This window comes from Pseudomonas sp. AN3A02 (assembly GCF_011765255.1).
Taxonomy (GTDB): domain Bacteria; phylum Pseudomonadota; class Gammaproteobacteria; order Pseudomonadales; family Pseudomonadaceae; genus Aquipseudomonas.
Genome location: NZ_JAARNI010000004.1, coordinates 403,497 through 429,416 on the forward strand (window position 1 = coordinate 403,497; position 25,920 = coordinate 429,416).

Genomic DNA, 25,920 nt, shown 5'->3' on the forward strand with positions numbered 1-25,920 from the left:
CGAAAATGACTGATGAGTTTTAAGCTTGATCCGGCGCTTGCAGACAGACGGGCGACCGCCGTCGAATTAGCGTCAAGTTGCTGGAGATATAAGTGTCGCAATGACATGATGGCGGCTATTTAACACGCGCGGCAGCACTCAAATGAATAGCACTATCGGGAAGGGTTCAGAAACACATCGCCCACCCGAAACGGGTGCCAGCGATTTGTCCGTCGCGGGCCTGGATCACAGCGAAGCCTTCACCGAGCGCGTGCTTGCCAGCATCAACGACTGCATCAAGGTGCTGGACCTCGACGCGCGGCTGACCTTCATGAGCGAAGGCGGCAAGCAGATCATGGAGGTCAGCGACTTCAATGCGATTCGCGGCTGCCCCTGGCCGGACTTCTGGCAGGACCAGGGTAATCTCGACGCCAAGGCTGCCGTGCAAGCCGCCCGGGATGGCCACAACGCCAGCTTCATCGGCGCCGCCAACACCATGGCTGGCAACCTGAAGTGGTGGCATGTGAACGTCAGCCCGATCATGGGCAGTGACGGTCTGCCGGAGAAAATCCTCTGCGTCTCCCGGGACATCACGCCCCTGCGCGAAGCCGAAGAATCCCTGCGCAAGCTCAACGAATCCCTGGAGCAGCGGGTGATCGAACGCACCCGCGACCGCGACCGCATCTGGCGCCTGTCACCAGACCTGATGCTGGTGGCGCAACTCGACGGTGTGATCTCCGCCGTGAACCCGGCCTGGACCCGCATGCTCGGCCACGCCGAAAACGACCTGGTGGGCAGCCAATTGCTGGCGCTGGTCCACCCCGACGACCTGGCCGTCTCATCCTCGGCAGTCAGTCGCCTGGGGGACGGCAAGAACTTCCCCAACTTCAAGAACCGTTACCGCCACCAGGACGGCAGCTACCGCATGATCGCCTGGACGGCCGTGCCCGACAGCGACTACATCCATGCCGTGGGCCGCGACATCCAGGCCGAGGAAGAAGCCAAGGAAGCCCTGCGCCTGTCAGAAGATGCCCTGCGCCAGTCACAGAAACTGGAAGCCATCGGCCAACTCACCGGCGGTGTCGCACACGACTTCAATAACCTGCTGACGGTGATCAAGTCCTGCGCCGACTTGCTCAAACCGCCCGCCCTGAGCGAAGCGCGCCGCATCAAATACGTGGAAGCCATCGCCAGCACCGTAGATCGCGCAGCCCGCCTGACCGCCCAACTGCTCACGTTCGCCCGCCGCCAGGCCCTGCGGCCAGAGGTGTTCAATGTCGGCGAAAGTGTGAAGCGGGTGGGAGAGATGATGGACAGCCTGACCGGTTCGCGGGTCAAGGTGAGCATCCAGGTACCCGACGATGCCTGCTTTATCAACGCCGATGAAAGCCAGTTCGACACTGCTTTGGTCAACATGGTGGTCAACGCCCGGGATGCCATGGCTGGCAATGGGCATTTGACGATTACTGTCTCGACGGCCAGCTGGCTACCTTCGGTACGCGCTCATCCGGTACGCATCGCCGATTACGTGACCATCGAACTGACGGACACCGGGTCGGGTATCCCGCCGGAGAAACTCGACGCTATCTTCGAGCCCTTCTACACCACCAAGGGCATCGGCCAGGGCACCGGGCTGGGATTGTCCCAGGTGTACGGTTTCGCCAAGCAATCGGGCGGTGAAATCCTGGTGCAGAGCGAGTGCGGTACCGGCAGCCAATTCACCCTGTACCTGCCCAAGGTCGAGCCAAGCGCCATGCCGGCGCCTCAGACCACCAGCACCTCGCCTATCGTCTCGGGCTTGGGCGTACTGATGGTCGAGGACAACGCCGATGTCGGCCTATACACCTCGCAGACCCTGGAACAGATGGGCTTTCACGTGCTGTGGGTGCCCGATGCCCAAAGCGCGCTGGAAGCGCTCGCTCCCAACCCGGAAAGCTTCCAGGTGGTGTTCTCGGATATCTCCATGCCCGGCATGAGCGGCCTGGAGTTACTGGACGCGATCGAGGCCCTGTATCCGTGGCTGCCCGTGGTGCTTACCACCGGTTACAACGACGAATACGCGCGTATCGCTCAGGAAGAGGCCAGCCGTTTTGTCTTGCTGCAGAAGCCATATTCCACCCAGGCGCTGGCCCTGCTGCTGCAAAAAGTCGTCAACAGCCGCCTGCCCTTGGTCGCACAAAGCTAAACCGCAGGCTGGGCCGTGTCTGGAACATTGCCCATCTCCAGGGCCAAGTCCAGCCAGGCCCGCGCCGCCGGTGGCAGATGCGCCTGTCGCCGCCAGGCCAGGGCGATGTGCCAATCGGTCTGAGGCTCGTCCAGCTGAATCAGCGCGATACCGGCATGCAGGTGTTTGTAAGCCAGCATGCTCGGTAGAAACGCGATCCCCAGCCCCGCAGCAACCAAGTCGACGATAAAGTCGATCTGCGCGCTGCGGGCGGTGATGCGCGGGACTACGCCTCTGCGCTCGCAGGCCGTGAGAATAATCCGGTTAAGCGCAAACCCGGCTTCGAACAGAATGAACGGCGAGTCGGCGAGGTCGGAAAAGTCGACGCTTTTGCGCCCGGCCAGTGGATGGTCGATCGGCATCACCACCATCAGCGGTTCGACGCGCACATCCTGATATTCAAATTCCCCCGCCACCGGTACCAGTAACGCTGCCAGGTCCACCTCGCCGGCCTCCAGGCATTCGCCGAGCTTCTTGCTGCCGTGCTCGATCAGCTCGATTTCGATTTCCGGATAACGCTGTCGATACAACGCAAACATCGCCGCAAACAGCACGCCACTGCCCACCGGCGGCAAGCCGATGCGCAATACACCGCGCTTGAGTCCCAGCAGGTCGTTGATCTCCGCCACCAGGTCACTTCGCTCGGCGAGCAACACCAGGGAGCGACGGTAGGCAATTTCGCCGGCGGCCGTCAGCTCGCTCTTGTGGCCGATGCGATTGAACAGCGGCGTGCCCAACTCATCTTCCAGGGTCTTCACCGCCTTGCTCACGGTAGACTGCGTGAGTGAAACCACCTCGGCCGCCTGTGAGAAGCTGCCCTGGCGTACTACTTCGACAAAGGCCAACAGCGTACGAAGGTTCATGAGTATTCCGTTTGCGACTTGAATCAAGTTGGAAAAGTTGTTTTTACCATGAAAGGCGTTTGTCTATCCTCCCCCCACCGTTTCTTCATTCCGGGGCATCACTGTTCATGATCATTTCGTCCGCATCGGATTACCGCGAAGCCGCCCGCCGCAAACTGCCGCGTTTCCTGTTCGACTACATCGACGGCGGTGCCTACGCCGAACACACCCTAAGGGCCAACAGTTCGGACCTGTCCGACATCAGCCTGCGCCAGCGCATCCTGCGCAACGTCGAAAGCCTGAGCCTTGAAACCACGTTGTTCGACCAGCCATTGGCGATGCCGGTGGTGCTCAGCCCCGTGGGCCTGACCGGCATGTTTGCCCGGCGTGGTGAAGTGCAGGCGGCGAAGGCGGCGGCGAACAAGGGCATTCCGTTTTGCCTGTCGACCGTGTCTGTGTGCCCGATCGAAGAAGTGGCGTCCCAGAGCCCGCAATCCATCTGGTTTCAGCTGTATGTGCTGAAAGATCGCGGCTTCATGAAAAACGCCCTGGAGCGAGCCCAGGCCGCCGGGGTGAAAAACCTCGTGTTCACCGTCGACATGCCCACCCCCGGCGCGCGCTATCGCGATGCGCATTCGGGGATGTCCGGCGCCTACGGCCCGCAACGCCAAATACTGCAAGCCATGACCAAACCGGCCTGGGCCTTCGATGTTGGCCTGCTGGGTCGCCCCCACGACCTGGGCAACATCTCCAAATACCTGGGCAAGCCCACGCAGTTGAAGGACTACATCGGCTGGCTGGCGAACAACTTCGATCCGTCCATCAGCTGGAAAGACCTGGAGTGGATCCGCGAGTTCTGGAAAGGCCCGATGATCATCAAAGGCATCCTCGACCCCGAGGATGCCAAGGACGCGGTGAGCTTTGGTGCCGACGGCATCGTCGTCTCCAACCACGGCGGCCGCCAACTGGATGGCGTGCTGTCCACGGCCAAGGCGCTGGCGCCTATCGTACAAGCCGTAGGCAGCGATCTGACGGTGCTGGTGGACTCCGGCGTACGCTCGGGGCTGGACGTGGTGCGCATGCTCGCGCTGGGCGCCAAGGGCGTACTGTTGGGCCGTGCGCAGGCTTATGCACTGGCCGCCGACGGGCAGCGTGGCGTGGAAAACCTGCTGGATATCTTCGCCAAGGAAATGCGCGTGGCCATGACGCTGACCGGGGTCACGTCGATTGCACAAATCGATGAATCGATTCTGGTGCGCAGCCAAAACTGAGTTGAAACACAGCAGCCCCGGTCTCTCACCAAGACCGGGGCTGCCTTTTCAGCCACGTATAAACAAAATGATTAAGCGCCCGTACTGCAACAATAGAAAAGCCCTCCTCGCCCCCTCCTGACGACCAAAGCCCGAAAGACCAACCTAAATTAAGCACCTACCTGCCCTTCTTGCACCACCCTTGTGCATTTATTTTGTGAATAACACGGCATTCCCCACGTTTTACGTAATAAATCCTGCCTCCGATGTAACAATCCGTTTAATGATGGCTCAACTATGGCAAGCCCCTGGGTTAACCGCCTGGTTCAGGGGCATGGATCGTGCGTATTTCTAAGTTAAGGATGTCGAGTGCCGAATCAGCCCTCAACCAAACGCCACAGCTGCACCCACAAACTGGTCACGGCCCTGCTCTGCCTGTGCACGCTGCCGGCAGCCGCCGCCGATGGGCCAGTGCTTGGCCAGGAAGCACTGCGCTTGCAGCAGCAACAGCAGCGCGACTTGCAGCAACTGCAACTGGAACAGCGTCAGCGGCAACTCCAGCGAGGCAGTTTCGCACCGTCGCCGGCCACGCCAGCATTGCCCGCGAACACCGCTCAGGATCAACGCTGCTGGCCCTTGCGCGGTACCCGCGTGGCCGGTGTCACGCTGTTCAACAAGGCTGAACTGAACACGCGCATCGAGCCCTATGTGGCGCCGTGCATGGGCGTCGCGCAGATCAACCGCCTGCTGGCCGAAATCACCCGCCTGTATGTCGAGGCCGGCTACATCGCCAGCCGTCCGTACCTGACCAGCACCCCGGCCGCCGGACAGCCGCTGGCGATTCATGTCGAAGAAGGCTACGTCGAAGCCATCGAGCTGGCCGACCAGAGCCTGCCCGTGTCGTTACGCGGGGCATTCCCGGGCATGCTCGGCGAGCCGCTGAACCTGCGGGACCTGGAACAAGGCCTGGACCAGCTCAATCGCCTGCGCTCGGTAGACCTCACCGCCGACATCGCCCCCGGCAGTGCAGCGGGCGCCTCACGGATCATCCTGCGCTCGCGCAGCGCTGCCTCGCGGTGGTCGTTGGGACTTGGCGTCGACAACCTCGGCAGTGCCGGCACCGGCCGTGATCGCAATGCCATCAACCTGAGCCTGGACAGCCCGTTGCAACTCAACGACGCGCTCAACCTGAGTTTCAGCGACACCCTCAACCACGGCCCGCGTTACAGCCGCAGCAACAGCCTGTTTTATTCCATCCCCTACGGTTACTGGACCTACAGCCTGTTCGCCAGCCATGCCGAATACCGCTCGCCGTTCAAGCTCAGCCGCACCACGCTCTATAACAGCGGCCGCACCGATCAAGTCAGCCTGCGCACCGACCGGGTGTTGTGGCGCGACCAAAGCCATCAACTGAGCGCCAACCTGCAACTGGCTTACAAGGACGTCGACAGCTATTTGCAAAAAGTCCGCCTGGGTATCCAGAGCCCGACGCTGACCGTGGCCGAGGCCGGCGTAAATCTGTTCTGGCTCAACAGCGCAGTGTGGAACCTGGACGTCAATTACGCCCAGGGCCTGACCTGGTTCGGCGCCGACCGCGACGCCGATCAAGTGGTGAAAAACCTGCCCCAGGCGCAATTTCACAAGTACCGCGTTAACCTCACCCAATGGCGCAATGGCCAGCTCATCGGGCAACCGTGGCAGTGGCAGAGCCAACTGTCGGTGCAATACAGCCCGGATGCATTGCCTGCCATCGAACAACTGCTGGTCACTGACGATTCGGCGGTGCGCGGCTATCGCGACAACAGCGCGTCCGGCGCCATCGGTGCGGTGTGGCGCAACACCTTGCGCCTGCCGCTCAACAACGACCTGCCGTTCAAGATCACCCCGCGCCTGGGCCTGGACAACGGCTGGGTCAAGCGTGAATACGGCGCCCGCAGCCAACGCCTGAGCGGCGCCAGTGCCGGGCTCAACCTGAGCTGGAAGAACGTGCAACTCGACCTCGATTACCAACGCAACTTGAACACCCCCGCGGGGTTTGCCCAGGAGCCGGAGGTCTGGCTGACGCGCCTTAGTTTGCAGATATGACCCAACACCTGATTTGCCTGAAATAACCGCGGCACCTGATCAGCACAGCAGCGTTGCACCGAACGACGCACTTCACCGATCAGCCAACAGAGCGAGACTATTTATGCCGACTAACACGCATGCCTTTCACCTCTCTCCACAGGGCAAACTGCGCTGGGCCATCGCCAGCCTGTTCCTGTTACCTCAACTCGTACTGGCCGGCGGCTTGACCGTCGTCGAAGGGCCCGGCGGCACCCCGCAACTGCAAAACCAGGCGGGCGTGCCCATCGTCAATATCGTCGCGCCGAATGCCGGCGGCCTGTCCCACAACCAGTTTCTCGACTACAACGTCGACCGCCAAGGCGTGGTGCTGAACAACGCCTTGCAGGCCGGGCAATCCCAACTCGCCGGGCACCTGGCGGCCAACCCGCAGTTCCAGGGCCAGGCAGCGAGCGTGATCCTCAATGAAGTGGTGAGTCGTAACGCCTCGGCCCTCAACGGTGCGCAGGAGATTTTTGGCCGGGCGGCCGATTATGTGCTGGCCAACCCGAACGGTATTTCTGTCAACGGCGGCAGCTTCATCAACACCCCCAACGCCAGCCTGGTCGTCGGCCGTCCCGAGTTCATCGATGGCAAGCTGCAAGGCTTGGACACCCGTGATGCAAACGGCCAACTGACGGTGCAAGCACAGGGCCTGCAAAACCGTGACGGCTCGATCAACCTGATCGCACCGCGCATCGACAGCAAAGGCCGGCTCAGCGCCCGTGATCAATTGAACCTCACCGTCGGGCGCAATCAGGTCGACGTTGCCAGCGGCCAGGTGCGCCAGGTAGACCCGGCCAGCAAGACCGGGGAGCAGCGTATCGACGCCAGCCTGTTCGGTGCGATGCAGGCCGGGCGGATCAATATCGTCAGCACCGCCGAAGGTGCCGGCGTACGTGTGGGTGCCGTGCAAGTGGATGGGCGGGACGGCGTGAACATCCGTTCGGCCGGCGACCTCGGCATCAGCGGCCAGGTACACGCCAATAGCCTCGAAGCCACCCGCGCCGGGGTGCAGAGCCGCCAGGGCGATGTCGACCTGCACAGCGCCAAGGACTTGAGCCTGGCCGCCACCGATGTTGGCGGGCGCAACGTCAAGCTCGACGCTGGCCGCAACCTGACCCTGAGCAGCCTCGAAAGCCGCAAGCTCCAGGAAAAGCGTGAGCAGTGGAACAACAGCAACTTCCTCTTCACCTACGAAACCTATGACCGCACCACCACCGACAAGGACTCGCGCCAGCACGGCAACAGCGTCGTCGCGCAGCAGAATGCCGCGCTGTCTTCAGGCGCCAACACCGAGATCAAGGCCAGCCACGTCGAGGCCGGCGACACCGTGCGCGTCAACAGCGGCGCAGACTTGCGCCTGACCGCTGCGACAGAGACCCATGAAACCCGCGACCATGGCAACCACCGCAAGCACCTGTGGAAAGCCGACTGGGACAAGTCCGCCAGCGAACAACGCAGCGTCACCAGCAGCCTCAAGGCTGGCAAGAACCTGGAACTGACCGGTCGGCAGACCCTGCAATTGCAAGGCGCCGAACTGAAAACCCCGGGGGATATTCAACTGGCCGCCCGGCAAGTGGAAATCACCAGCGCCAGCCGCACCCAGAGCAGCCGGGACAACGGGTACTCCGGAGACCTGGTGGGCGGCAGTTTCTTCGGTTCCAAGGGCGATGGCGACAAGGGCAAAACCCTTAATACCGGCAGCAAGGTCAACGCCGACGGCAAGCTGATCGTGAAGGCCGATGAAGTGCGCATCAGCGGCAGCCAGGCCCGTGGCGGCACACAGGCCAGCGTCATCAGCGACAAGGGTTCGCTGGTGATTGATGGCGTACGCGACACGTCCCACGAAAACCGCTACAGCAAGGACAGCAAGTTCTTCGGGATCTCCAAGGACGAAAGCCGCAAAAACCTCAAAGACAGCACCGTGGTTGCCAGCGACCTGCGCTCGGACAGTAACCTCGCACTGCGCAGCGCCAAGGACATCGAAGTCAGTGGTTCCAAGGTCTCCGCTACAGGCGAACTGACGGCTGACGCCAAGGGCAATATCAAGATCGCGTCGGCGGAAAACACCTCCGGCGACACCACCCGCACTCACACCCGGAGTTTTGATGGCTACGCCAAGGAAACCGCCGACGGCACTCGCCAGTACCGCGCGGGCGTGAGCTACGAAGACCAGCAGAAAACCAGTCACACCGACACCACACGCCAACAAGCCTCCAGCCTCAGCGGCGGCACCCTGGCCGTCACCGCAGGTGGCGATTTGAGCGTCGAGGGTTCTGGCCTTACGGCCACCCAGGGTGATGCAACCTTGAGCGGGAAAAATATCGAGTTGCTGGCGACTCATGACAGCACGGCCAACACCACCGAGCAGACCACCACCGGCGGCGGTGTCTATTACACCGGCGGCCTCGACAAGGCCGGCAGCGGCGCACAGTTCAGCCATCAGAGCAGCCACGACACCCGCAGCAACACCACCGCGCAAACCACCAGCGTAGCGGCGGCCGGCAAGCTGACCGTCAACGCTGGCAACACCCTCGCCAGCCAGGGCGCACAGGTCAAGGCCGGTTCCGGGTTGCAGGTCAACGCTGCCCAGGTCGACAACCAGGCGGCGCATAACAGCGAGTCGAGCACCCACAAGGAGAATGGCTGGACGGCCGATGTCGGCGCCAATGTCGAATACAAAGGCATCACCCGGCCCATCGAAAAAGCCATCGAAGGTGTGGCCCAAAGCAAGTTTCATCAGCCAGGGCTGTTGGACGCGTTCGAACACCCCAATGTCGGGCTCGATGTTGAAGTCGGCCATACCAACAAGACCCGCACACAGCAGGACAGCACAGCAGTGGTCAGCCAGTTCACTGGCGGCACGGTGCAGGTCAATGTCGCCGGCAAATTGCAGGATGAAGGCACTCAATACCGCGCCACCGATGGCGGCCTGAAGATCGATGCCGGCAGCCACCTTGCCACCGCCGCCGCCAATACCCACAGCAGCAGCGAGCAAGGCGTGGACGCCAAGGCCGGCGTGCGGGTCTACACCACCACGGGTGAAGACTTGAACGTGCGCGGCAGCGGCGCAGGCGGCAGCAGTGACGTACGCGAATCCAGCAGCACGGCAGTGGTCGGCAGCTACGCCGGGGCCCAGGGCGTGGGCATCGACGTCAAGGGCGATGCGCGTTATGAAGGCAGCCAGTTCAACGGCGGCCAGGCCGGAGTCGACCTCAAGACGGGCGGCGAGTTGGCGCTGAATCAAGCCAACGATACCCAAAGCAACACCAGCAGCACCCTGCGCGGCAACGGCTCGCTGACCGTGGGCACGGCGCCGGGCACCAACGGCAATAACGTCAACCTCGGTGCCGGCTTGCAGTTGGACAACAAGCGCCTGGACACCCAGGACAGCCAGGCCCGGGTCGCGACCCTCCAGGGCAAAGGTCCGGTCCAACTCAACAGCGGCGCCGACCTGACCCTGCAAGGCACCCGGATTGGCAGCAGCACCGCCAAGACCGGTGACATCAATCTCGCCGCCGGGGGCAAGCTGGACCTGCAAGCTGCCACCGATCACCACGTCAGCAGTGCCAGCAACCTGGGCGGTGGCCTGAACGTCGGCGCCGGCAAGACCAGCAGCGCTGAAAGCAGCGGCAAGACCGGGAGCCTCAGCGCCAACTTCAACATCGGCAAGGGCGCGGAAAACGACCAGGCTGTGAGCGTCGGGCAGTTGCACAGCAACGGCAACGTGACGCTCTCCAGCGGCGGCAACAGCGCCGATGCCATCCACCTGCAAGGCACGCAAATCGAAGCCGGCAACGTGCGCCTCGACGCGATAAATGGCGGCATCCTGCAGGAGTCGGCGCAATCGACCCAGGCCCACGACAGCTGGGGCGTGACCTTGGGCGCGGGCGGCAGTGGCGGCAAGACAACCCTGGCCAACGCGGGTGAACACGACACACCCAAGACCCAGCACGGCATCAATGCCCGGGCCAAGGTCGACGTCGATTACCTGCAAGGCACCACTCAGCACGACAGCCAGATCAAGGCCGACACCGTGGTGATCAACAGTGCCGGTGATACCCGGTTGTCCGGGGCACGGATCGATGCGAATCAGGTGAGCGGCAAGATCGGGGGCGACCTCATGGTCGAGAGCCGCAAGGATCATGTCAGCAGTACCCATGTCAACGTCGATGCCAAGCTGGACGTCGAGAAAAACCAGCCCGGCGTGGTCAACAAACTCGCCAAGACCACCGGCCCCCTCAAGGACAAAGTGCAGGCCAAGGCGGAAGGCGCGTTCGACAAGCACCGCGAAAAACTCGAGAACGCCGTCGACAAGGGCACCGAACATCTGGCCTCGGCCAAGGACACCCTGGTCAACCGCGTCGGCAACGCCAAGGAGCGACTGGGCGAAAAACTTACCCGCAGCGGTAGCTACGACGTGAACCCCGAGCCTCGTGGCGCCTTCGGTACCCGCGTGGATCAGGCTAAGACTTACCTCACCGACAAGAAGGACGCCTTGGGCACGCGCCTGTCCAGCGTCAAGGAAAAGCTCTGGCCGAAAACCAGTGACAGCTACGCCGTCAGCGGCAAGAACACCACCGGCAGCTCGGTGGCCAATACCGCAGAAAGCGTGTTGTTCGGCGACAAGAGCGGCACCACCGCTTACACCCCGACCTTGAACCTGGACGTCAGCCACGTCGCCAAGGACAGCGTCACTCAGGCCTCGGGCATCAGCGGTACCCAAGGCGTGAACTTGCAGGTGGGTGGTGAGACTCGGCTGACCGGTGTGCGCATCGGGGCTTCGGAAGGCAAAGTCGATTTGGGTGGTTCTGCGGTAAAAGCCACCACGTTGACGGGCAGCGATTATCGCGCGGATGTCGGGCTGAACGTCTCGAAGTCACCGGTCAACCTGGCGCTCGGCGCCAAGGATGAACTGACGCGCAAACAGGACGACGCAACGCGTAAGGATCAAGCCATCAACCTCGGACCGCTGCGGGTTGGCGGGCACAGTGACAGCCAGGAGTTGCAGGCGGGGATCGATCAAGGCACCCACTAAGCAACCCTGCTCCGGTGGAGACGAGCACGCCCGCCTTCACCGGAGCAAACATTTCTAAATGTTTCTTCATAAAGCCAAACCGTCATCAAACAGAAACATCCCAGGAATTAAATCGTCACGTCTTTGACAGGTGGAGCCCTCCACTTAACCCTTTCCTTTGAGGTGTCGTCGTGATGTTGCTGACCAAAAAGAGTCTGTCAGTGTTGTTCACTGCCCTGTGCCTGAGTGGTGTCGCTCACGCCACCGACGTCACGGGCGCAGGCTCCAGTTTCGTCTACCCGGTGCTGTCCAAGTGGTCCCAGGAATACAGCAAGAATTCCAATGACCGGATCAACTACCAGTCCATCGGTTCTGGCGGCGGCATCGCCCAGATCAAGGCGGCGACCGTAGACTTCGGTGCTTCCGACGCACCGCTGTCGGCGGACGAATTGAAGGCCGGCGGCCTCGGCCAGTTCCCCAGCGTGATTGGCGGCATCGTGCCGGTGATGAACGTCGAAGGCGTTGCAGCAGGCCAACTGAAACTCGATGGCGAGGTGCTGGCGAAGATTTTCCTCGGTGACATCAAGGCCTGGAACGACCCGGCGATTGCCGCGCTCAACCCCGGCCTGAAGCTGCCTGGCGCGAATATCACCGTGGTCCACCGCTCGGACGGCTCGGGCACCTCGTACAACTTCACCAACTACCTCTCCAAAGTCAGTGATGGCTGGAAAAGCAAAATCGGTTTCGGCACCACCGTGCCGTGGCCAGTCGGTGTGGGCGGCAAGGGTAACGAAGGTGTTTCGGCCTACGTAAAGCAGATCAAGAACTCCATAGGCTTTGTTGAATACGCCTACGCCCTGCAGAACAAGATGACTTACGCCTCACTGAAGAACGCGTCCGGCAAATTCGTCGAGCCCAACGCCAAGGCCTTCCAGGCAGCGGCGGATACCGCCGACTGGGCCAACGCCCAAGACTTCAACCTGATCATGACCAACGCACCGGGCGAGAACGCGTGGCCGATCACGGCGACCACCTGGATCATCATGTACAAGCAGGCAAAGAACGCCGAGCAAAGCCAGGCCGCTTTCAACTTCTTCAAATGGTCGTTGGAGAAAGGTCAACAGCAGGCTGCGGCATTGGACTACGTCGCGTTGCCTGATTCCCTCGTGACCCGGATCGAAGGTTACTGGAAGTCCGACTTCGCCCACTGATCCGTCCTCCCATGACCCCCTTGCCAGGCACCTGCTTGAGCAAGGCGGGTGAGCACATCTGATATGAACGAAACTGTCCATCCTCTGGCCATGACCACTCACGCGAGCGATGTGTCGGGTGACAGCCGCGCCGCTCGCGATCAGCGTAACGACCTGTGGTTCAAACGCTCGATGTTCGGGGCCGCCATGCTGGTCTTGCTGTTGCTGGCAAGCATCGCCGCCTCGACATTGTGGGGCGGCGGCCTAGCCTTCAAGACCTTCGGTTTCGGTTTCATTACCAGCACCGAGTGGGATGCGGTCAACAACCACTTCGGCGCCCTGGTGCCGATTTACGGCACCTTGGTCACCTCCTTCCTGGCGTTGCTGATTGCAGTGCCGGTGAGTTTTGGCATCGCGATTTTCCTCACTGAAGTGGCGCCGCCCTGGCTGAGAATGCCGGTCGCCTCCGCCGTTGAATTGCTCGCGGGCATTCCCTCGATCATTTATGGCATGTGGGGTTTGTTTGTTTTCGGGCCGTTTATGGCAGAACACTTGTCACCCTGGATCAACGATTACCTGGGTGCGCTTCCGTTTATTGGCTCGCTGTTTCAGGGGCCGCCGCTGGGCATCGGGATGCTGACCGCCGGCATCGTGCTGGCGATCATGATTACGCCGTTCATCACGTCGGTAATGCATGAGGTTTTCCGCAGTGTGCCGACTCAATTGAAAGAATCGGCCTACGCGCTGGGCAGCACTACCTGGGAAGTGGTGTGGGACATCGTGTTGCCCTACACCCGTTCGGCAGTGGTTGGTGGGATCTTTCTCGGCCTCGGTCGCGCCCTGGGTGAAACCATGGCCGTCACCTTCGTGCTGGGTAACGCACAACAGTTCTCCGCCTCATTGCTGATGCCCAGCAGCTCCATCGCATCGGTCATCGCCAACGAGTTCAGCGAGGCCTATACCGACCTGCATCGTTCGGCACTGATCGCGCTGGGCTTCCTGCTGTTTATCGTGACGTTCGTGGTGCTGGCACTGGCGCGGCTGATGCTCATGCGCCTGTCACGCAAGGAGGGCCTATGAACAGCAACGACCGCCTGTACCGCAAGCGTGCCTTCAAGAACCGCGTGGCCATGCTGCTCAGTTGTGGCGCCACAGTCTTTGGCCTGTTGTGGCTGGCGTGGATTCTGTTGACCACCATCATCAACGGCTTTCAGGCACTCAACCTGCGCCTGTTTACCGAGATGACACCGCCACCCGGAACAGACGGCGGCCTGGCCAACGCGTTTTATGGCAGCGCCCTGATGTCCGGGATTGCGCTGCTGATTGGCACGCCCATCGGGCTGATGGCCGGTATCTGGCTGGCGGAATTCGCACGGCATTCGCGCCTGGGTACCACGGTGCGTTTCATCAACGACATTCTGCTGTCCGCGCCCTCGATCGTCCTCGGTTTGTTCATCTACACCGGCGTGATCCTGCCGCTGAACCTGCTGACCAATCACCAGGTCGGTTTCTCTGCCATTGCCGGCGCCCTGGCGTTGGCCTTGCTGGTAATTCCGGTGGTGGTGCGGACGACCGACGAGATGCTCCAGCTGCAGCCCTCCACCCTGCGCGAGGCGGCCCTGGCCCTGGGCGTGCCGCAATGGAAGCTGACGTTGCAGATCGTATTGAGAGCCGCCAAGGCCGGCGTGGTAACCGGCATCCTGCTGGCGCTGGCGCGAATTACCGGGGAAACCGCCCCGCTGTTGTTCACCGCCTTCGGCAACCAGTTCTGGAGCAGCAACCTGCTCAAACCGATCGCCAGCGTGCCGGTGGTTATTTTCCAGTACGCCATGAGCCCTTTCGATGACTGGCACTCCCTGGCATGGGCAGGAGCGTTGGTGCTGACGATGTTCGTGCTGGTGCTGAGCTTGCTGTCTCGCCTGATTCTTTTGCGCAATAGGTCCCACTGATGCAATCGACCCGCCTTGATCCTGAAAAAACCAAAATCCGTGTCCGTAGGTTGGAGTTTTTCTACAACAACCAGCGTTCGCTGAAATCCATCGACATCGACATTCCGGAAAAACGCATCACCGCGATCATCGGCCCATCGGGTTGCGGGAAGTCGACTTTGCTGCGGGTGTTCAACCGTATCTACTCGATGTACCCCAAGCAGGAAGCCCGCGGCGAAGTGCTGCTCAACGGAGAAAACATCCTCGCCCCCGGCTACTCGATGAACCGCCTGCGCAGTCATGTCGGGATGGTTTTCCAGAAGCCGGTGCCGTTCCCCATGTCGATCTACGACAACATCGCCTATGCCGTGCGCCACCATGAAAAGCTCTCACGCCGGGAAATGGATGACCGTGTGGAGCAGGCCCTGCGCGGAGGCGCCCTGTGGGATGAAGTGAAAGACAAACTCAAGCAGAGCGCCCAGAGTCTCTCAGGCGGGCAGCAGCAACGCCTGTGCATCGCTCGCACCATTGCGCTGCGGCCGCAGGTTTTGCTGCTGGATGAACCGACTTCGGCACTCGACCCGATTTCCACCGGGCGTATCGAACAGTTGATCACCGAGCTGAAAGAGCAATACACGGTGATCATCGTGACCCACAACATGCAACAGGCCGCGCGGGTATCCGACAGCACGGCGTTCATGTTCATGGGCGAACTGATTGAGCACGGCAATACGGATGAGATCTTCACCAAGCCGAAGATGAAGCAGACCGAAGACTACATCACCGGGCGGTTTGGCTAGGTTTAAAACAAAAAAGCCGATCACTCTCGGCGTTGAGAGTGATCGGCTTTTGTTGGGCAAAAAAAAACCCGGAAATCCTCACTTGCGTGGGCCTTCCGGATTTTCTAAACCGCCAAAAATGGTGGGTCGTGTGGGATTCGAACCTACGACCAATTGGTTAAAAGCCAACTGCTCTACCAACTGAGCTAACGACCCGCTGTGTGGTGGCGCGTATAATACTGATTTCTAAGGATTATTCAACACCTTATTTGAAATAAATCAGAAATAACGCGTTGGGTCAGTAATTCCGGCCGCCTCGAAGCCCTCTGCACGCAGTCGGCAGCTGTCGCATTTCCCACAAGCACGACCGTCATTGTCCGCCTGATAGCAGGAAACAGTCAGCGAGTAATCGACGCCGAGTCCTACGCCAGCCTTCACGATATCGGCCTTGCTGCGGTTCTGCAGCGGCGCCAGGATGCGAAAGCCCTGCCCTTCCACACCGGCCTTGGTAGCGAGGTTGGCCATGCGCTCGAACGACTCGATGTACTCGGGACGGCAGTCCGGGTAACCGGCGTAGTCCAGGGCGTTAACGCCGATGAAGATGTCGCGTGCGCTCAGCACTTCGGCCCAGCCGAGGGCCAGGGACAGAAAGACCGTGTTGCGCGCCGGCACGTAGGTCACCGGGATGCCTTCGCTGGGGCCTTGTGGCACGTCGATGGAGCTGTCGGTCAGAGCGGAGCCACCCATGCCGTCGAGGTTCAGTCCGATCACCTTGTGCTCCACCACGCCCAGGTCGCGGGCGACGCGAGCCGCGGCATCAAGCTCGGCGCGGTGGCGCTGGCCGTAGTCGAAGCTCATGGTGTAGCAGCTGTAGCCTTCGGCACGGGCCATGGCAACCACGGTGGCCGAGTCGAGGCCGCCGGACAGCAGAATGACCGCACGCTTTTGATCAGTCATCTCAGCGCCCCGGCTCGTCGTTCCACAGGTACTTGTGCAACTGCAGTTGCAGGCGCACCGGCAGATTGTCTGCGACGACCCAGTCAGCCAGGTCACGCGCATTCAGGTCATGGTGGCTTGGGGAAAACAGCACTTCGCCGGCGCGGCGGTCCAGGCCATATTGGATCAGCTTGGAGTTCGCCCAGTCGTAGTCTTCACGGGAACAGATGACGAACTTGACCTGGTCGTTGGCCGTCAGCAGCTCGATGTTCTCGTAGCGGTTGCGGTGCGCTTCCTTGGAACCCGGGGTCTTGAGGTCGACAACCCGGCTGACGCGAGGGTCTACCGCGGAAATATCCAGGGCGCCGCTGGTTTCCAGGGACACCTCGTAACCGGCGTCACACAACTGCTTGAGCAGCGGAATGGCATTAGGCTGTGCCAGTGGCTCGCCACCGGTAACACAGACATAGCGCGGCCGGTAACCGGCTACTTGCTCGAGAATATCGTCAAGGGTACGCACGGTGCCGCCGCTGAAGGCGTAGGCGCTGTCGCAGTATTGGCAACGCAGCGGGCAACCGGTGAGGCGCACAAATACAGTGGGCAGCCCGGCAGTGCGCGTTTCACCCTGCAACGAGTAAAAAACTTCGGTGATACGTAATGTGTCTTGCATAGTCGCCACGGGCGTAACAGCTAAACAGGCTGTCCGCCTCCGTCAGGCACTTCAAGGAATTGCGCCAACGCGTAAACCCCAGGAAGCGTGTGTCATAAAAGGGCGTGGATTCTAACGAAAAAACCCGCGCAGGGCGCGGGTTTCTTCTGAACGGGTTGCAACGCTTACATGCGTTGCAGATCCCGCTGTGCCAACTGAGCAGCGGAGGTACCCGGATATTGGGCCACCACCTGCTGCAGAATGCCTTTGACCTTGTCGGTATGACCCAGGCGGCGCTCTACGTCAGCGAGTTTGTACAGCGAGTCCGGCACCTTGGCGTGCTTGGGGTACAGCTGGCTGACCTTGGCAAACGCTTGACCTGCACCTTGCAGGTCACCCTTGGCCAGGTTCACCTCACCCAACCAGTACTGGGCGTTGCCGGCGTACTGGCTGTTCGGGTATTTGCGCAGGAATGCGGTAAAAGCCTGGCTGGCCTTATCGAAATCCTTGGCCTTGATCAGGTCGAAGGCTGCGTCGTAATACAGCTTTTCCTTCGCCGGATCACCCGGTTCGCTGCTGGCGGCAGGGGCTTGGCTCGCAGCCGCGGCCCCTGCTGCTGCACCACCGGCGGCGCTTGCGGCGCCACCGGCAGAAGAATTATCAGGAGTGGCGGCTGGTGTAACGCCGGCTCCAATACGTCGATCAAGATCCTGGTAACGCTCCAGGCCTTCTTGCTTCAGCTGGTTCACTTGATTCTGCAGAACTTCAATCGTGCCTTGTTGCTGCGACAATTGATCCTGCATGCGTTGCAGCTGGTTGAACAGTTCGCCCTGTGCCGAAGGCGCGGCCGTAGCCGCGCCCCCGGCATAGGCGCCGTTCGTGCCATAACCCGCTGGGGGATAACTGCTCCCGCTATTGTTATAGCCAGAGTTGCTATCTTCCACAGGAACCGCAGCCCACACCGCAAGCGGTGCCAGGCTGAGAGCCAATACAGTTAGAGCACGACGGCACGTTCGCATGACGAATTACTTACGCAGTTCGACGCGACGGTTTTGAGCCCAGGACTGCTCGTCGTGGCCAGTAGCAACTGGACGCTCTTTACCGTAGGAAACCAGTTCCAGTTGGCCCGGAGCAACACCTTGCAGTACCAGGTAGCGCTGAACGGCTTTCGCACGACGCTCGCCCAGTGCCATGTTGTACTCACGAGTACCACGTTCGTCGGTGTTACCTTCCAGAACAACGCGAGCGCCGTTAGCTTTCAGGTCCTTCGCGTGAACGTCCAGAGCGCGCATGGCTTCTGGCTTCAGGTCCGAACTGTCGTATTCGAAGTAGAAAGTGGTGATAGCGCGCAGAGCAGCTTCTTCGCTCAGGGAGCCGTCAACTGCACCAGTGTTAGCGCCGTAACCAGCGTTTGGATCAACAGCTGCGCCTTCACCGGCATTGTCGCCGCCTTTAGACGAGCAACCAACGGCTACGGACAGAGCCAGAGCCAGAGCAGCAAACTTACCAAACTTCAGCATTTCCATCGTGAAACTCCTAATGAACCCCAGTGTGTTAAGTACTTCTTTTTGTAGCGCCGCGTCAGTTCAGGTAAGGGGACCAGGACGGTTCTCTGACTTCGCCTTGTGCGGTAGGAAGCGGGAGCCTTACGCGTCCATTAATGGACACGAGCATCAAGACTCCCCGGCCCTGCTGGCGGGTGGCGTAGATTACCATGGTGCCGTTGGGCGCAACAGTAGCTGACTCATCAAGGTTGGTATCTGTAAGGATTTTTACCGTTCCACGCTGCAAATCCTGGGCCGCAACCCGGAAATTAGTGAAACCATCCTGACGGTGAATCATCACCAACGTCTTTTCATCAGCCGAAAGCTTCGGTGCAGCGTTGTAGTTACCAATAAAGGTCACTCGTTCGGCGCCGCCGCCGCTCACGCTGGTTTTGTAGACTTGCGGCTTGCCACCACGGTCTGAGGTGAAGTAGATGGTCGAACCATCCTTGCCCCAGAACGGTTCGGTGTTGATGCCCGGGCCACTGGTAACACGGCTCAGTTGGCGCGAAGCCATGTTCATCACGTAGATGTCCGGGTTGCCATCTTTGGACAATACGAATGCCAGTCGCGAACCATCCGGCGACCAGGCTGGCGCGCCATTCAGGCCTTCAAAGTTGGTGATCTGCTCACGGCGACCGGTATCAATGTGCTGAACGAAGATCCGTGGACGCTTCTGTTCAAAGGACACATAGGCGATACGCTTGCCATCGGGTGCAAAGCGTGGCGACAGGATCGGCTCACGGGATTGCAGCAGCGTCACTGCGCGAGCGCCGTCATAGTCGGAGCGCTGCAGTGTGTAGCGAGTGTTGTCTACCGAAAAACGCTCTGCCGTTACATAAAGCAGGCGAGTCGAGAAGGCACCCTTGATCCCGGTCAGCTTTTCAAACGACTGGTCGGAGATGTAGTGCGCCATGTCCCGCAGTTGATCCGTGGTGCCCGACACGCTGCCGGTCAGCACTTGCTGCTCGGTCGCGACGTTGAACAACGTGTACTGGATCTGCAGGCGACCGCCGGCAGGCGTGATGCTGCCCACCATCAGGTACTGGGCGTTCAGCGCTTTCCAGTCGCGGAAGATGACTTCGCTGGCCTGGGTCGGCTGGCTGATCATGTTGCCTTTGTCGATCGGTGCGTAGTAACCGGAGTTGCGCAGGTCATCGCTGATGATCTGCGACATGTCGTCCGGCAGCACGCTGCCGCCCTGCCAGCCAAACGGTACAACGGCGATCGGGGTGGCCCGATCGCTACCGCTGGTGACCAGAATGTTCTTTTCATCCGCCGCCGCTATCCCTGCCATGCAGCAAATAACGACAAGCATTCCTCGAAGAAGGTTTCTCACAAGGCTAGATCCTCAGGTGTGAATGTCATCTTGAATGAACGGTAGGGAGCGAAGTCGCTTGGTTTCATTCCCTGCATCTCGGTCAACCGGCCAATGTTCTTGACCGCTGCTACCGCCGAACTGTCGAACGAACCGTCGCCACTGGACTTGGCCACGCCGACCGAAGTCACCGTACCGTCCGGCAACATGCCGATCTGCAGCACTACTGTCATGCCTTTGCGTGCCGAAGGAGGACGGGTCCACCCTTCCGCTGCCCGTGAACGAATCAGGTCATCGAAACTGCCCGCGACTTCGTCACCACGTTCATCGGCCAAGGCTTGCTGGCGCTGCGGCGTGTCGGAAAGCAAATCGGCCAAGGCCTGGGCCTTTTTGTCTTCGGTCGATTTACGTGCTGCTTCCTGGGCCTTTTTCTTGGAGGCGTCGGCGGCAGCTTTCTTCTTCGCATCGTCGGCGATCTTCTTTTTCGCCTCGTCAGCTTCAGCTTTCTTCTTGGCGTCGTCCGCGGCTTTCTTCTTCGCGTCTTCGACTATCTTTTTCTTCGCGTCTTCAGCGGCCTTTTTCTTGGCCTCTTCTTCAGCAGCTTTCTTGGCTTCTTCTTCAGATTTCTTCTTGGCTATATCAGCCAATTGTTTCTCTTCAGCCTTCTTGGCTTCGGCAGCTTTATCGGCTTTCTTGGCTTCATCAGCCTTTTTAGCCTCGTCAGCTTTCTTCGCCTCGTCAGCCTTTTTCGATTCCTCGGCCTTTTGAGCCGCCTCTTCTTTCTTTTGTTCCGCAGCAGCCTTCACCGCTTCCTGCTCGACCTTCTTCTGTTCCATCTGCTCGACTTCAGTCTGGCGCGCAGCCGACTTCTGGGCCTCACCCGCAATCTTCTGATTGGTCTGGGTGGTGGCCTGGCTTTTCGATTTCAGCTGATACAGGGTCGCCTGCACGATCGGCTTGGCTGGCGGCAGGTCCGGGGTCATGGCAAAGCTGACAAACAGCATGCCAAACACCAGGACGTGCAGGGCAATCGCCCAGACGCTAGGCCAGAAGAAGCTTTCCGAGGCGGACGGCTCTCGCTGTTGGTGCATCAGGGCGCCTCGGTAATCAAGCCAACGTTACCGACGCCGGCCTTCTGCAGCCCGCCCATGGCGCCCATCACGGAGCCATAGTCGACGACCTTGTCGCCGCGGATGAACACCTGGGTGTGCTTGCCACCTTCGTTGCCGGCGCGAATGATCTTGGTCACAGCATCAGTCATCTGCGGCAAGGTCATGGCCTTGTCCTGCTGTTTCTGAGTGTCGACTTCGCTGCCAAGGTTCCAGTAATAGGTCTTGTCAGCCTTGATCGAAATGGTCAGGACCTGGGTGTTGTTGTCCTGCGGCAAGGCTTCGCTGGAAACCTTGGGCAGATCAACCTTCACGCCCTGATTGAGCATCGGCGCGGTCACCATGAAGATAACCAGCAGCACCAGCATCACGTCGATGTAAGGCACTACGTTCATCTCGGCGACCGGCTTGCGCTTTTTGCGAGCTCGAGCGATTAAAGCCATTGGGAATTACCTGCTTATTCTTCGCTGGTGTGCACTTTACGGTGCAGGATCGCCTGGAATTCATCGGCGAAGGTGTAGTAACGGCTGATCAAGGTTTCGCCACGAGCGGCAAAACGGTTGTAGGCGATTACTGCGGGAATAGCTGCGAACAGGCCGATGGCGGTGGCGATCAGCGCTTCGGCGATACCCGGGGCCACGGTGGCCAGGGTCGCTTGCTGGGCCTGGGCCAGGCCACGGAAGGAGTTCATGATCCCCCACACGGTACCAAACAAGCCGATGTACGGGCTGACGGAACCTACGGTGGCGAGGAACGGCAGGCTTTGCTCAAGCTTTTCTTCTTCGCGGGAAATCGCTACGCGCATGGCACGGGCCACGCCTTCCATGACCGCTTCCGGATCAACGCCTGGCTGCTGGCGCAGACGGGAGAATTCCTTGAAGCCGGCACGGAAGATCTGCTCGACGCCCGAATCCGGGTCCGGGTTGCTGCCGGCCTGGCGATACAGTTTGGACAGGTCGATACCCGACCAGAAGCGCTCTTCGAAGCTCTCCAGGGCACGTCGACCGGCACGCAGCAGGTTGCTGCGCTGAAAAATCATGACCCAAGAGGTAACCGATGCGGCTACCAGGATCAGCATCACCAGTTGAACCACGACACTGGCATTGCTGACCAGGCTCCACATGGAGGAATGGTCGACGACGGTAGGTTCCACGCTAAATCTCCTGCTCTGAATGTTTACCCGCGCCGCTCACGCCGGCAAAGGCCGTGCGTAGAGCTTCGGGAATGGCCCGGGGTTTCAAACTATTGGTGCGAACACAGGCCACCAGGAACTGCCCCTCACAGAGCAGCGTTGCATCCGTAGCCCGCCTGACCTGCTGTTTAAAGCGCAGGCTGGCACGGTTCAATTCGGTTATTTCTGCGCTGACCAGCAATTCATCGTCCAGTCGCGCCGGCGCGTAGTAACGCGCCTCGCTGGAATGCACGACAAACAACAGGTCCTCCCCTGCCAGCTGGGATTGGGCAAAGCCCAGCTCCCGTAGCCGCTCGGTTCGAGCCCGCTCCATGAACTTTAGGTAATTGACGTAATAAACGATGCCGCCGGCATCGGTGTCCTCGTAATAAACGCGACAGCGATGTGCGAACGACTGATCCCCGTTTTGCGCGCGCATACTCTAGTGCTTACTCCTCAGGTTGCCAATCCGGCCAGGCAACTGTTTTTCATTCTGTGGCACATTTCTAACGAAAGAATGACGACGCCAGCCACTAGGACAGCACAAACGCCGAATAAATCGAATCGCCAAGCGTTTTTAATCGTCTACTGCATCGAGGAATTCGTCTACTACGGGCATCTCGCCCAATCGTGACGGAATGTTTAACCCAAAGTGCAGATACGCATGCCGGGTGACCACACGCCCCCTCGGCGTACGCATGATATAGCCCTGCTGGATCAGGTACGGTTCCAGTACATCCTCAATCGTATGCCGCTCTTCGCTGATGGCTGCCGCGAGGCTGTCCACACCCACCGGGCCACCGTCGAACTTCTCGATCATGGTCAGCAGCAGGCGCCGGTCCTGGTGATCAAAGCCGTGCTCATCCACATCCAGCAGGTTCAGCGCCAGGTCTGCCACGGGCTTGGTGATATGCCCCTTGGCCCGTACTTCGGCAAAGTCGCGCACCCGTCGCAGCAACCGGTTGGCAATCCGCGGCGTACCACGGGCGCGACGGGCGATTTCAAACGCGCCTTCCGGGTCCAGGGGCAGACCGAGGATATTCGCCGAACGGCTGACAATAGTCGCCAGATCCGCCGTGCTATAGAACTCTAGACGTTGAACAATCCCGAAACGGTCTCGCAGCGGGTTCGTCAGCATGCCCGCACGGGTGGTGGCCCCCACCAGGGTGAACGGCGGCAAGTCGAGCTTGATCGAGCGCGCGGCCGGGCCTTCGCCAATCATGATGTCCAGCTGGAAGTCTTCCATGGCCGGGTACAACACTTCTTCGACGATGGGCGAAAGCCGGTGGATCTCGTCGATGAACAGTACGTCGTGGGGTTCCAGGTTGGTCAACAGCGCCGCCAGGTCACCCGGGCGTTCCAGCACAGGGCCGGAGGTGGACTTGATCGACACGCCCATTTCCTGGGCAATGATGTTGGCCAGGGTGGTCTTGCCCAGGCCCGGCGGGCCGAAAATCAACGTGTGGTCCAGGGATTCGCTACGCCCGCGCGCGGCCTGGATGAACAGCTCCATCTGCTCACGCACGGTGGGCTGGCCGATGTATTCGGCAAGGCTCAGGGGGCGAATCGCCCGGTCCTGGACTTCTTCACGGTCACGGGGGCCGGTGGCCGCGATCAGACGATCAGCTTCAATCACTTAAATCATTCCCTTCAGGGCGCGGCGGATCATGTCTTCGCTGCTCAGGTTCTTGTCCTTGATGGCCGACACGGCCTTGCTCGCCTCTTGGGGCTTGTAGCCCAGGGAGATCAGCGCACTGACTGCATCGCTTTCGGCACTGGCCACCGGCACACCCGGCGCATCCGGCTGGTTAGGCACCAGGGCGAACATGCTCGGCACGACCTCCCAGGCCTTGAAGCGGTCCTTGAGCTCCACCAGCAAGCGCTCGGCGGTTTTCTTGCCGACGCCTGGCACCTTGGTCAGCGCCGAGGTGTCCTGGGCCGACACGCAGCGCACCAGCTCATCGACTTCGAGGCTGGACATCAGCGCCAGCGCCAGCTTCGGGCCCACGCCGTTGAGGCGGATCAGCTCACGGAAGAAGTCCCGGTCACGCTTGCCAATGAAACCATAGAGCAATTGTGCGTCTTCGCGCACCACCAGATGGGTGTGCAGGGTCAGCGGTTCACCGACCGACGGTAGGCGGTAGAGGGTGGTCATGGGCACTTCCAGCTCATAGCCCAGCCCGTTTACATCCAGAATCAGGTGCGGCGGCTGTTTCTCAGCCAGAGTGCCGCGCAAGCGTCCAATCACGTTCGAATCCTTAACAATCGGCTCAGATCAAGGCCTGACCGGTAATAACGCGGGCATGCCGGCCGACAGCACAGGCCGTTCATGCACCCCACGCAGAATGATTGCGCTGATGCTATCAGAGACGCAGCCGGCCGCCACGACTGCGTGCCGTACCCAGGCCATGGGGCATCAGGCTGGAGCGGGTATGGGCGTGGCAAATGGCAATGGCCAGGGCGTCAGAGGCATCGATTTGCGGTTTGGCGGTGAGCTTGAGCATATGCATGACCATCATCATCACCTGCTCCTTATTCGCGGCACCGGTACCGACCACGGCTTGCTTGACCTGGGTCGCGGTGTATTCAGCGATCTCCATGCCCTCCTCGGCACCGGCAACGATGGCCGCACCGCGGGCCTGGCCGAGCTTTAAAGCCGAGTCGGCGTTTTTTGCCATAAACACTTTTTCGATGCCCATGGTGACCGGGCCGTAGGTCTGGATCACTTCACGCACGCCGCGATAAACGATCTGCAAGCGCTCGGCCAGCTCGCCGGCGCCGGTACGGATACAGCCCGACGCCACGTACACGCAGCCTCGCGGGGTCTGTTGGACCACGCCAAAGCCGGTGATTCGCGAACCGGGGTCGATACCTAGGATTAGAGTCATAACGCCTGCGGATTGGGTAAAAAATTCTTGATATAGCGAAGGTCGAAATGTGGGAGCGGGCTTGCTCGCGAAGGCGGTGTACCAGTCAGTCGATAAGGTGACTGTTACACCGCCTTCGCGAGCAAGCCCGCTCCCACATTAGATCTGCATCATCCCTCAGCCTAGCTGTTCGGCCACCGATTCCGGGATATCGGCATTGGAATAGACGTTCTGCACGTCATCCAGGTCTTCAAGCATGTCGAGCATCTTGAGCACCTTCTGCGCCCCATCCAGGTCCAGCTCGGCGCTGGTGGTGGGCAGCATCACGATTTCCGCATCGGTACCTTTGAAACCGGCCGCTTCCAGAGCGTTACGCACAGAGTAGAAACCCGCGAACGAGGTAAACACGTCGATGGAACCGTCTTCGTTGGTCACCACGTCGTCGGCATCCGCCTCCATCGCGGCTTCGATCAGTGCATCTTCGTCAACGCCCGGCGCGAAGGAAATCTGCCCCTTGCGCTCAAACAGGTAGGCCACCGAACCGTCGGTGCCCAGGTTGCCGCCACACTTGCTGAATGCATGGCGCACGGCGGCCGCAGTACGGTTGCGGTTGTCGGTCATGCACTCGACCATCACCGCCACGCCACCCGGGCCGTAGCCTTCGTAGCTCAGCTCGACCATGTCGTCGGTATCGGCCGCACCGGCACCACGGGCCACGGCGCGGTCGATGATGTCGCGGCTCATGTTGGCACCGAGGGCCTTGTCCAGGGCCAGGCGTAAACGCGGGTTGGAACCCGGGTCACCGCCACCTTGGCGCGCAGCGACGGTCAGCTCGCGAATCCACTTGGTGAAGATCTTGCCTTTCTTGGCATCCTGACGCTCTTTGCGGTGCTTGATGTTCGCCCACTTGGAATGGCCAGCCATAACACAACTCCGAAATTCTGTAGAAACCTGTCGATCCCGCCCCAGGCGGGACTTCCCTCTTTAACGTACAGCCCTTCTAACGCAAAG

Annotated in this window: 22 protein-coding genes and 1 tRNA gene; 8 read left to right on the forward strand and 15 right to left on the reverse strand. The window is 60.5% G+C overall.

The features are described from left to right. Window positions 1-205 precede the first annotated feature (205 nt). Window positions 206-2,164, forward strand: a complete 1,959-nt coding sequence (locus tag HBJ59_RS18830) for a PAS domain-containing sensor histidine kinase (protein ID WP_167664407.1) — start codon at window positions 206-208, stop codon at window positions 2,162-2,164. Here the strand turns inward: HBJ59_RS18830 and HBJ59_RS18835 are convergent. After that, the gene (locus HBJ59_RS18835) at window positions 2,161-3,066 is read right to left on the reverse strand and encodes a LysR family transcriptional regulator (RefSeq protein WP_076017420.1); all 906 of its coding nucleotides are present in this window, start codon (window positions 3,064-3,066) and stop codon (window positions 2,161-2,163) included. The two genes, HBJ59_RS18830 and HBJ59_RS18835, sit on opposite strands and share 4 nt — an antisense overlap. 107 nt (window positions 3,067-3,173) lie before the next feature. Between HBJ59_RS18835 and lldD the strand changes: the two genes are divergently transcribed. The 7 genes from lldD to pstB all read left to right on the forward strand — a co-directional run bounded on the left by lldD (window position 3,174) and on the right by pstB (window position 15,336). Next, window positions 3,174-4,316 carry an FMN-dependent L-lactate dehydrogenase LldD gene (gene lldD / locus HBJ59_RS18840; RefSeq protein WP_167664408.1) on the forward strand — a complete coding sequence of 381 codons (1,143 nt, stop codon included), beginning with the start codon at window positions 3,174-3,176 and terminating at the stop codon, window positions 4,314-4,316. Window positions 4,317-4,664: 348 nt separating this feature from the next. Next, the gene (locus HBJ59_RS18845) at window positions 4,665-6,380 is read left to right on the forward strand and encodes a ShlB/FhaC/HecB family hemolysin secretion/activation protein (RefSeq protein WP_167664409.1); all 1,716 of its coding nucleotides are present in this window, start codon (window positions 4,665-4,667) and stop codon (window positions 6,378-6,380) included. A 103-nt stretch (window positions 6,381-6,483) separates the two neighbouring features. Further along, window positions 6,484-11,439 (forward strand): hemagglutinin repeat-containing protein, encoded by a 4,956-nt coding sequence (locus tag HBJ59_RS18850; RefSeq protein WP_167664410.1) that lies wholly within the window; start codon window positions 6,484-6,486, stop codon window positions 11,437-11,439. Window positions 11,440-11,612: 173 nt separating this feature from the next. Further along, complete coding sequence (gene pstS / locus HBJ59_RS18855) at window positions 11,613-12,629, forward strand: phosphate ABC transporter substrate-binding protein PstS (RefSeq protein WP_167664411.1); 1,017 nt, start codon at window positions 11,613-11,615, stop codon at window positions 12,627-12,629. Between the two features lie 63 nt (window positions 12,630-12,692). Further along, entirely contained in the window at window positions 12,693-13,688 is a 996-nt protein-coding gene (gene pstC / locus HBJ59_RS18860) for a phosphate ABC transporter permease subunit PstC (protein WP_167664412.1), read from the forward strand. Further along, on the forward strand, window positions 13,685-14,557 hold the full coding sequence (pstA, locus tag HBJ59_RS18865) for a phosphate ABC transporter permease PstA (RefSeq protein ID WP_167664413.1): 873 nt from the start codon (window positions 13,685-13,687) through the stop codon (window positions 14,555-14,557). Before pstC ends, pstA begins: the two co-directional genes overlap by 4 nt. Then, on the forward strand, window positions 14,557-15,336 hold the full coding sequence (gene pstB / locus HBJ59_RS18870) for a phosphate ABC transporter ATP-binding protein PstB (RefSeq protein ID WP_167664414.1): 780 nt from the start codon (window positions 14,557-14,559) through the stop codon (window positions 15,334-15,336). Before pstA ends, pstB begins: the two co-directional genes overlap by 1 nt. 119 nt (window positions 15,337-15,455) lie before the next feature. Here pstB and HBJ59_RS18875 read toward each other — a convergent pair. The 14 genes from HBJ59_RS18875 to HBJ59_RS18940 form a co-directional block, all read right to left on the reverse strand. Beyond that, window positions 15,456-15,531 (reverse strand) — tRNA-Lys (locus tag HBJ59_RS18875). 63 nt (window positions 15,532-15,594) lie between these two features. After that, window positions 15,595-16,272, reverse strand: coding sequence for a 7-cyano-7-deazaguanine synthase QueC (queC, locus tag HBJ59_RS18880; RefSeq protein ID WP_167664415.1), 678 nt, complete (start codon window positions 16,270-16,272; stop codon window positions 15,595-15,597). 1 nt (window position 16,273) lies between these two features. Continuing rightward, the gene (queE, locus tag HBJ59_RS18885) at window positions 16,274-16,921 is read right to left on the reverse strand and encodes a 7-carboxy-7-deazaguanine synthase QueE (protein WP_076017424.1); all 648 of its coding nucleotides are present in this window, start codon (window positions 16,919-16,921) and stop codon (window positions 16,274-16,276) included. Between the two features lie 164 nt (window positions 16,922-17,085). Further along, on the reverse strand, window positions 17,086-17,919 hold the full coding sequence (gene ybgF / locus HBJ59_RS18890) for a tol-pal system protein YbgF (RefSeq protein ID WP_023659229.1): 834 nt from the start codon (window positions 17,917-17,919) through the stop codon (window positions 17,086-17,088). Window positions 17,920-17,925: 6 nt separating this feature from the next. Further along, window positions 17,926-18,426 carry a peptidoglycan-associated lipoprotein Pal gene (gene pal / locus HBJ59_RS18895; RefSeq protein WP_003209827.1) on the reverse strand — a complete coding sequence of 167 codons (501 nt, stop codon included), beginning with the start codon at window positions 18,424-18,426 and terminating at the stop codon, window positions 17,926-17,928. Between the two features lie 55 nt (window positions 18,427-18,481). Beyond that, a complete protein-coding gene (gene tolB / locus HBJ59_RS18900) occupies window positions 18,482-19,762 on the reverse strand; it encodes a Tol-Pal system beta propeller repeat protein TolB (RefSeq protein WP_173860414.1) in 1,281 nt (426 codons plus the stop codon). Window positions 19,763-19,779: 17 nt separating this feature from the next. Then, window positions 19,780-20,853 (reverse strand): cell envelope integrity protein TolA, encoded by a 1,074-nt coding sequence (gene tolA, locus HBJ59_RS18905; RefSeq protein ID WP_076017426.1) that lies wholly within the window; start codon window positions 20,851-20,853, stop codon window positions 19,780-19,782. Beyond that, window positions 20,853-21,305 (reverse strand): protein TolR, encoded by a 453-nt coding sequence (tolR, locus tag HBJ59_RS18910; RefSeq protein WP_161635741.1) that lies wholly within the window; start codon window positions 21,303-21,305, stop codon window positions 20,853-20,855. Before tolR ends, tolA begins: the two co-directional genes overlap by 1 nt. A 23-nt stretch (window positions 21,306-21,328) precedes the next feature. Continuing rightward, window positions 21,329-22,024: a protein TolQ gene (gene tolQ, locus HBJ59_RS18915; RefSeq protein WP_048727035.1), complete on the reverse strand. Its 696-nt coding sequence runs from the start codon at window positions 22,022-22,024 to the stop codon at window positions 21,329-21,331. A gap of 1 nt (window position 22,025) precedes the next feature. Next, window positions 22,026-22,481, reverse strand: coding sequence for a tol-pal system-associated acyl-CoA thioesterase (gene ybgC / locus HBJ59_RS18920; RefSeq protein ID WP_017475680.1), 456 nt, complete (start codon window positions 22,479-22,481; stop codon window positions 22,026-22,028). Between the two features lie 138 nt (window positions 22,482-22,619). Then, on the reverse strand, window positions 22,620-23,678 hold the full coding sequence (gene ruvB / locus HBJ59_RS18925) for a Holliday junction branch migration DNA helicase RuvB (protein ID WP_071484352.1): 1,059 nt from the start codon (window positions 23,676-23,678) through the stop codon (window positions 22,620-22,622). After that, a complete protein-coding gene (gene ruvA / locus HBJ59_RS18930) occupies window positions 23,679-24,290 on the reverse strand; it encodes a Holliday junction branch migration protein RuvA (protein ID WP_010169952.1) in 612 nt (203 codons plus the stop codon). It abuts the gene before it with no gap. Window positions 24,291-24,405: 115 nt separating this feature from the next. Further along, window positions 24,406-24,930: a crossover junction endodeoxyribonuclease RuvC gene (gene ruvC / locus HBJ59_RS18935; protein WP_003209812.1), complete on the reverse strand. Its 525-nt coding sequence runs from the start codon at window positions 24,928-24,930 to the stop codon at window positions 24,406-24,408. A gap of 156 nt (window positions 24,931-25,086) precedes the next feature. Beyond that, window positions 25,087-25,833 carry a YebC/PmpR family DNA-binding transcriptional regulator gene (locus HBJ59_RS18940; RefSeq protein ID WP_003209810.1) on the reverse strand — a complete coding sequence of 249 codons (747 nt, stop codon included), beginning with the start codon at window positions 25,831-25,833 and terminating at the stop codon, window positions 25,087-25,089. Window positions 25,834-25,920 lie beyond the last annotated feature (87 nt).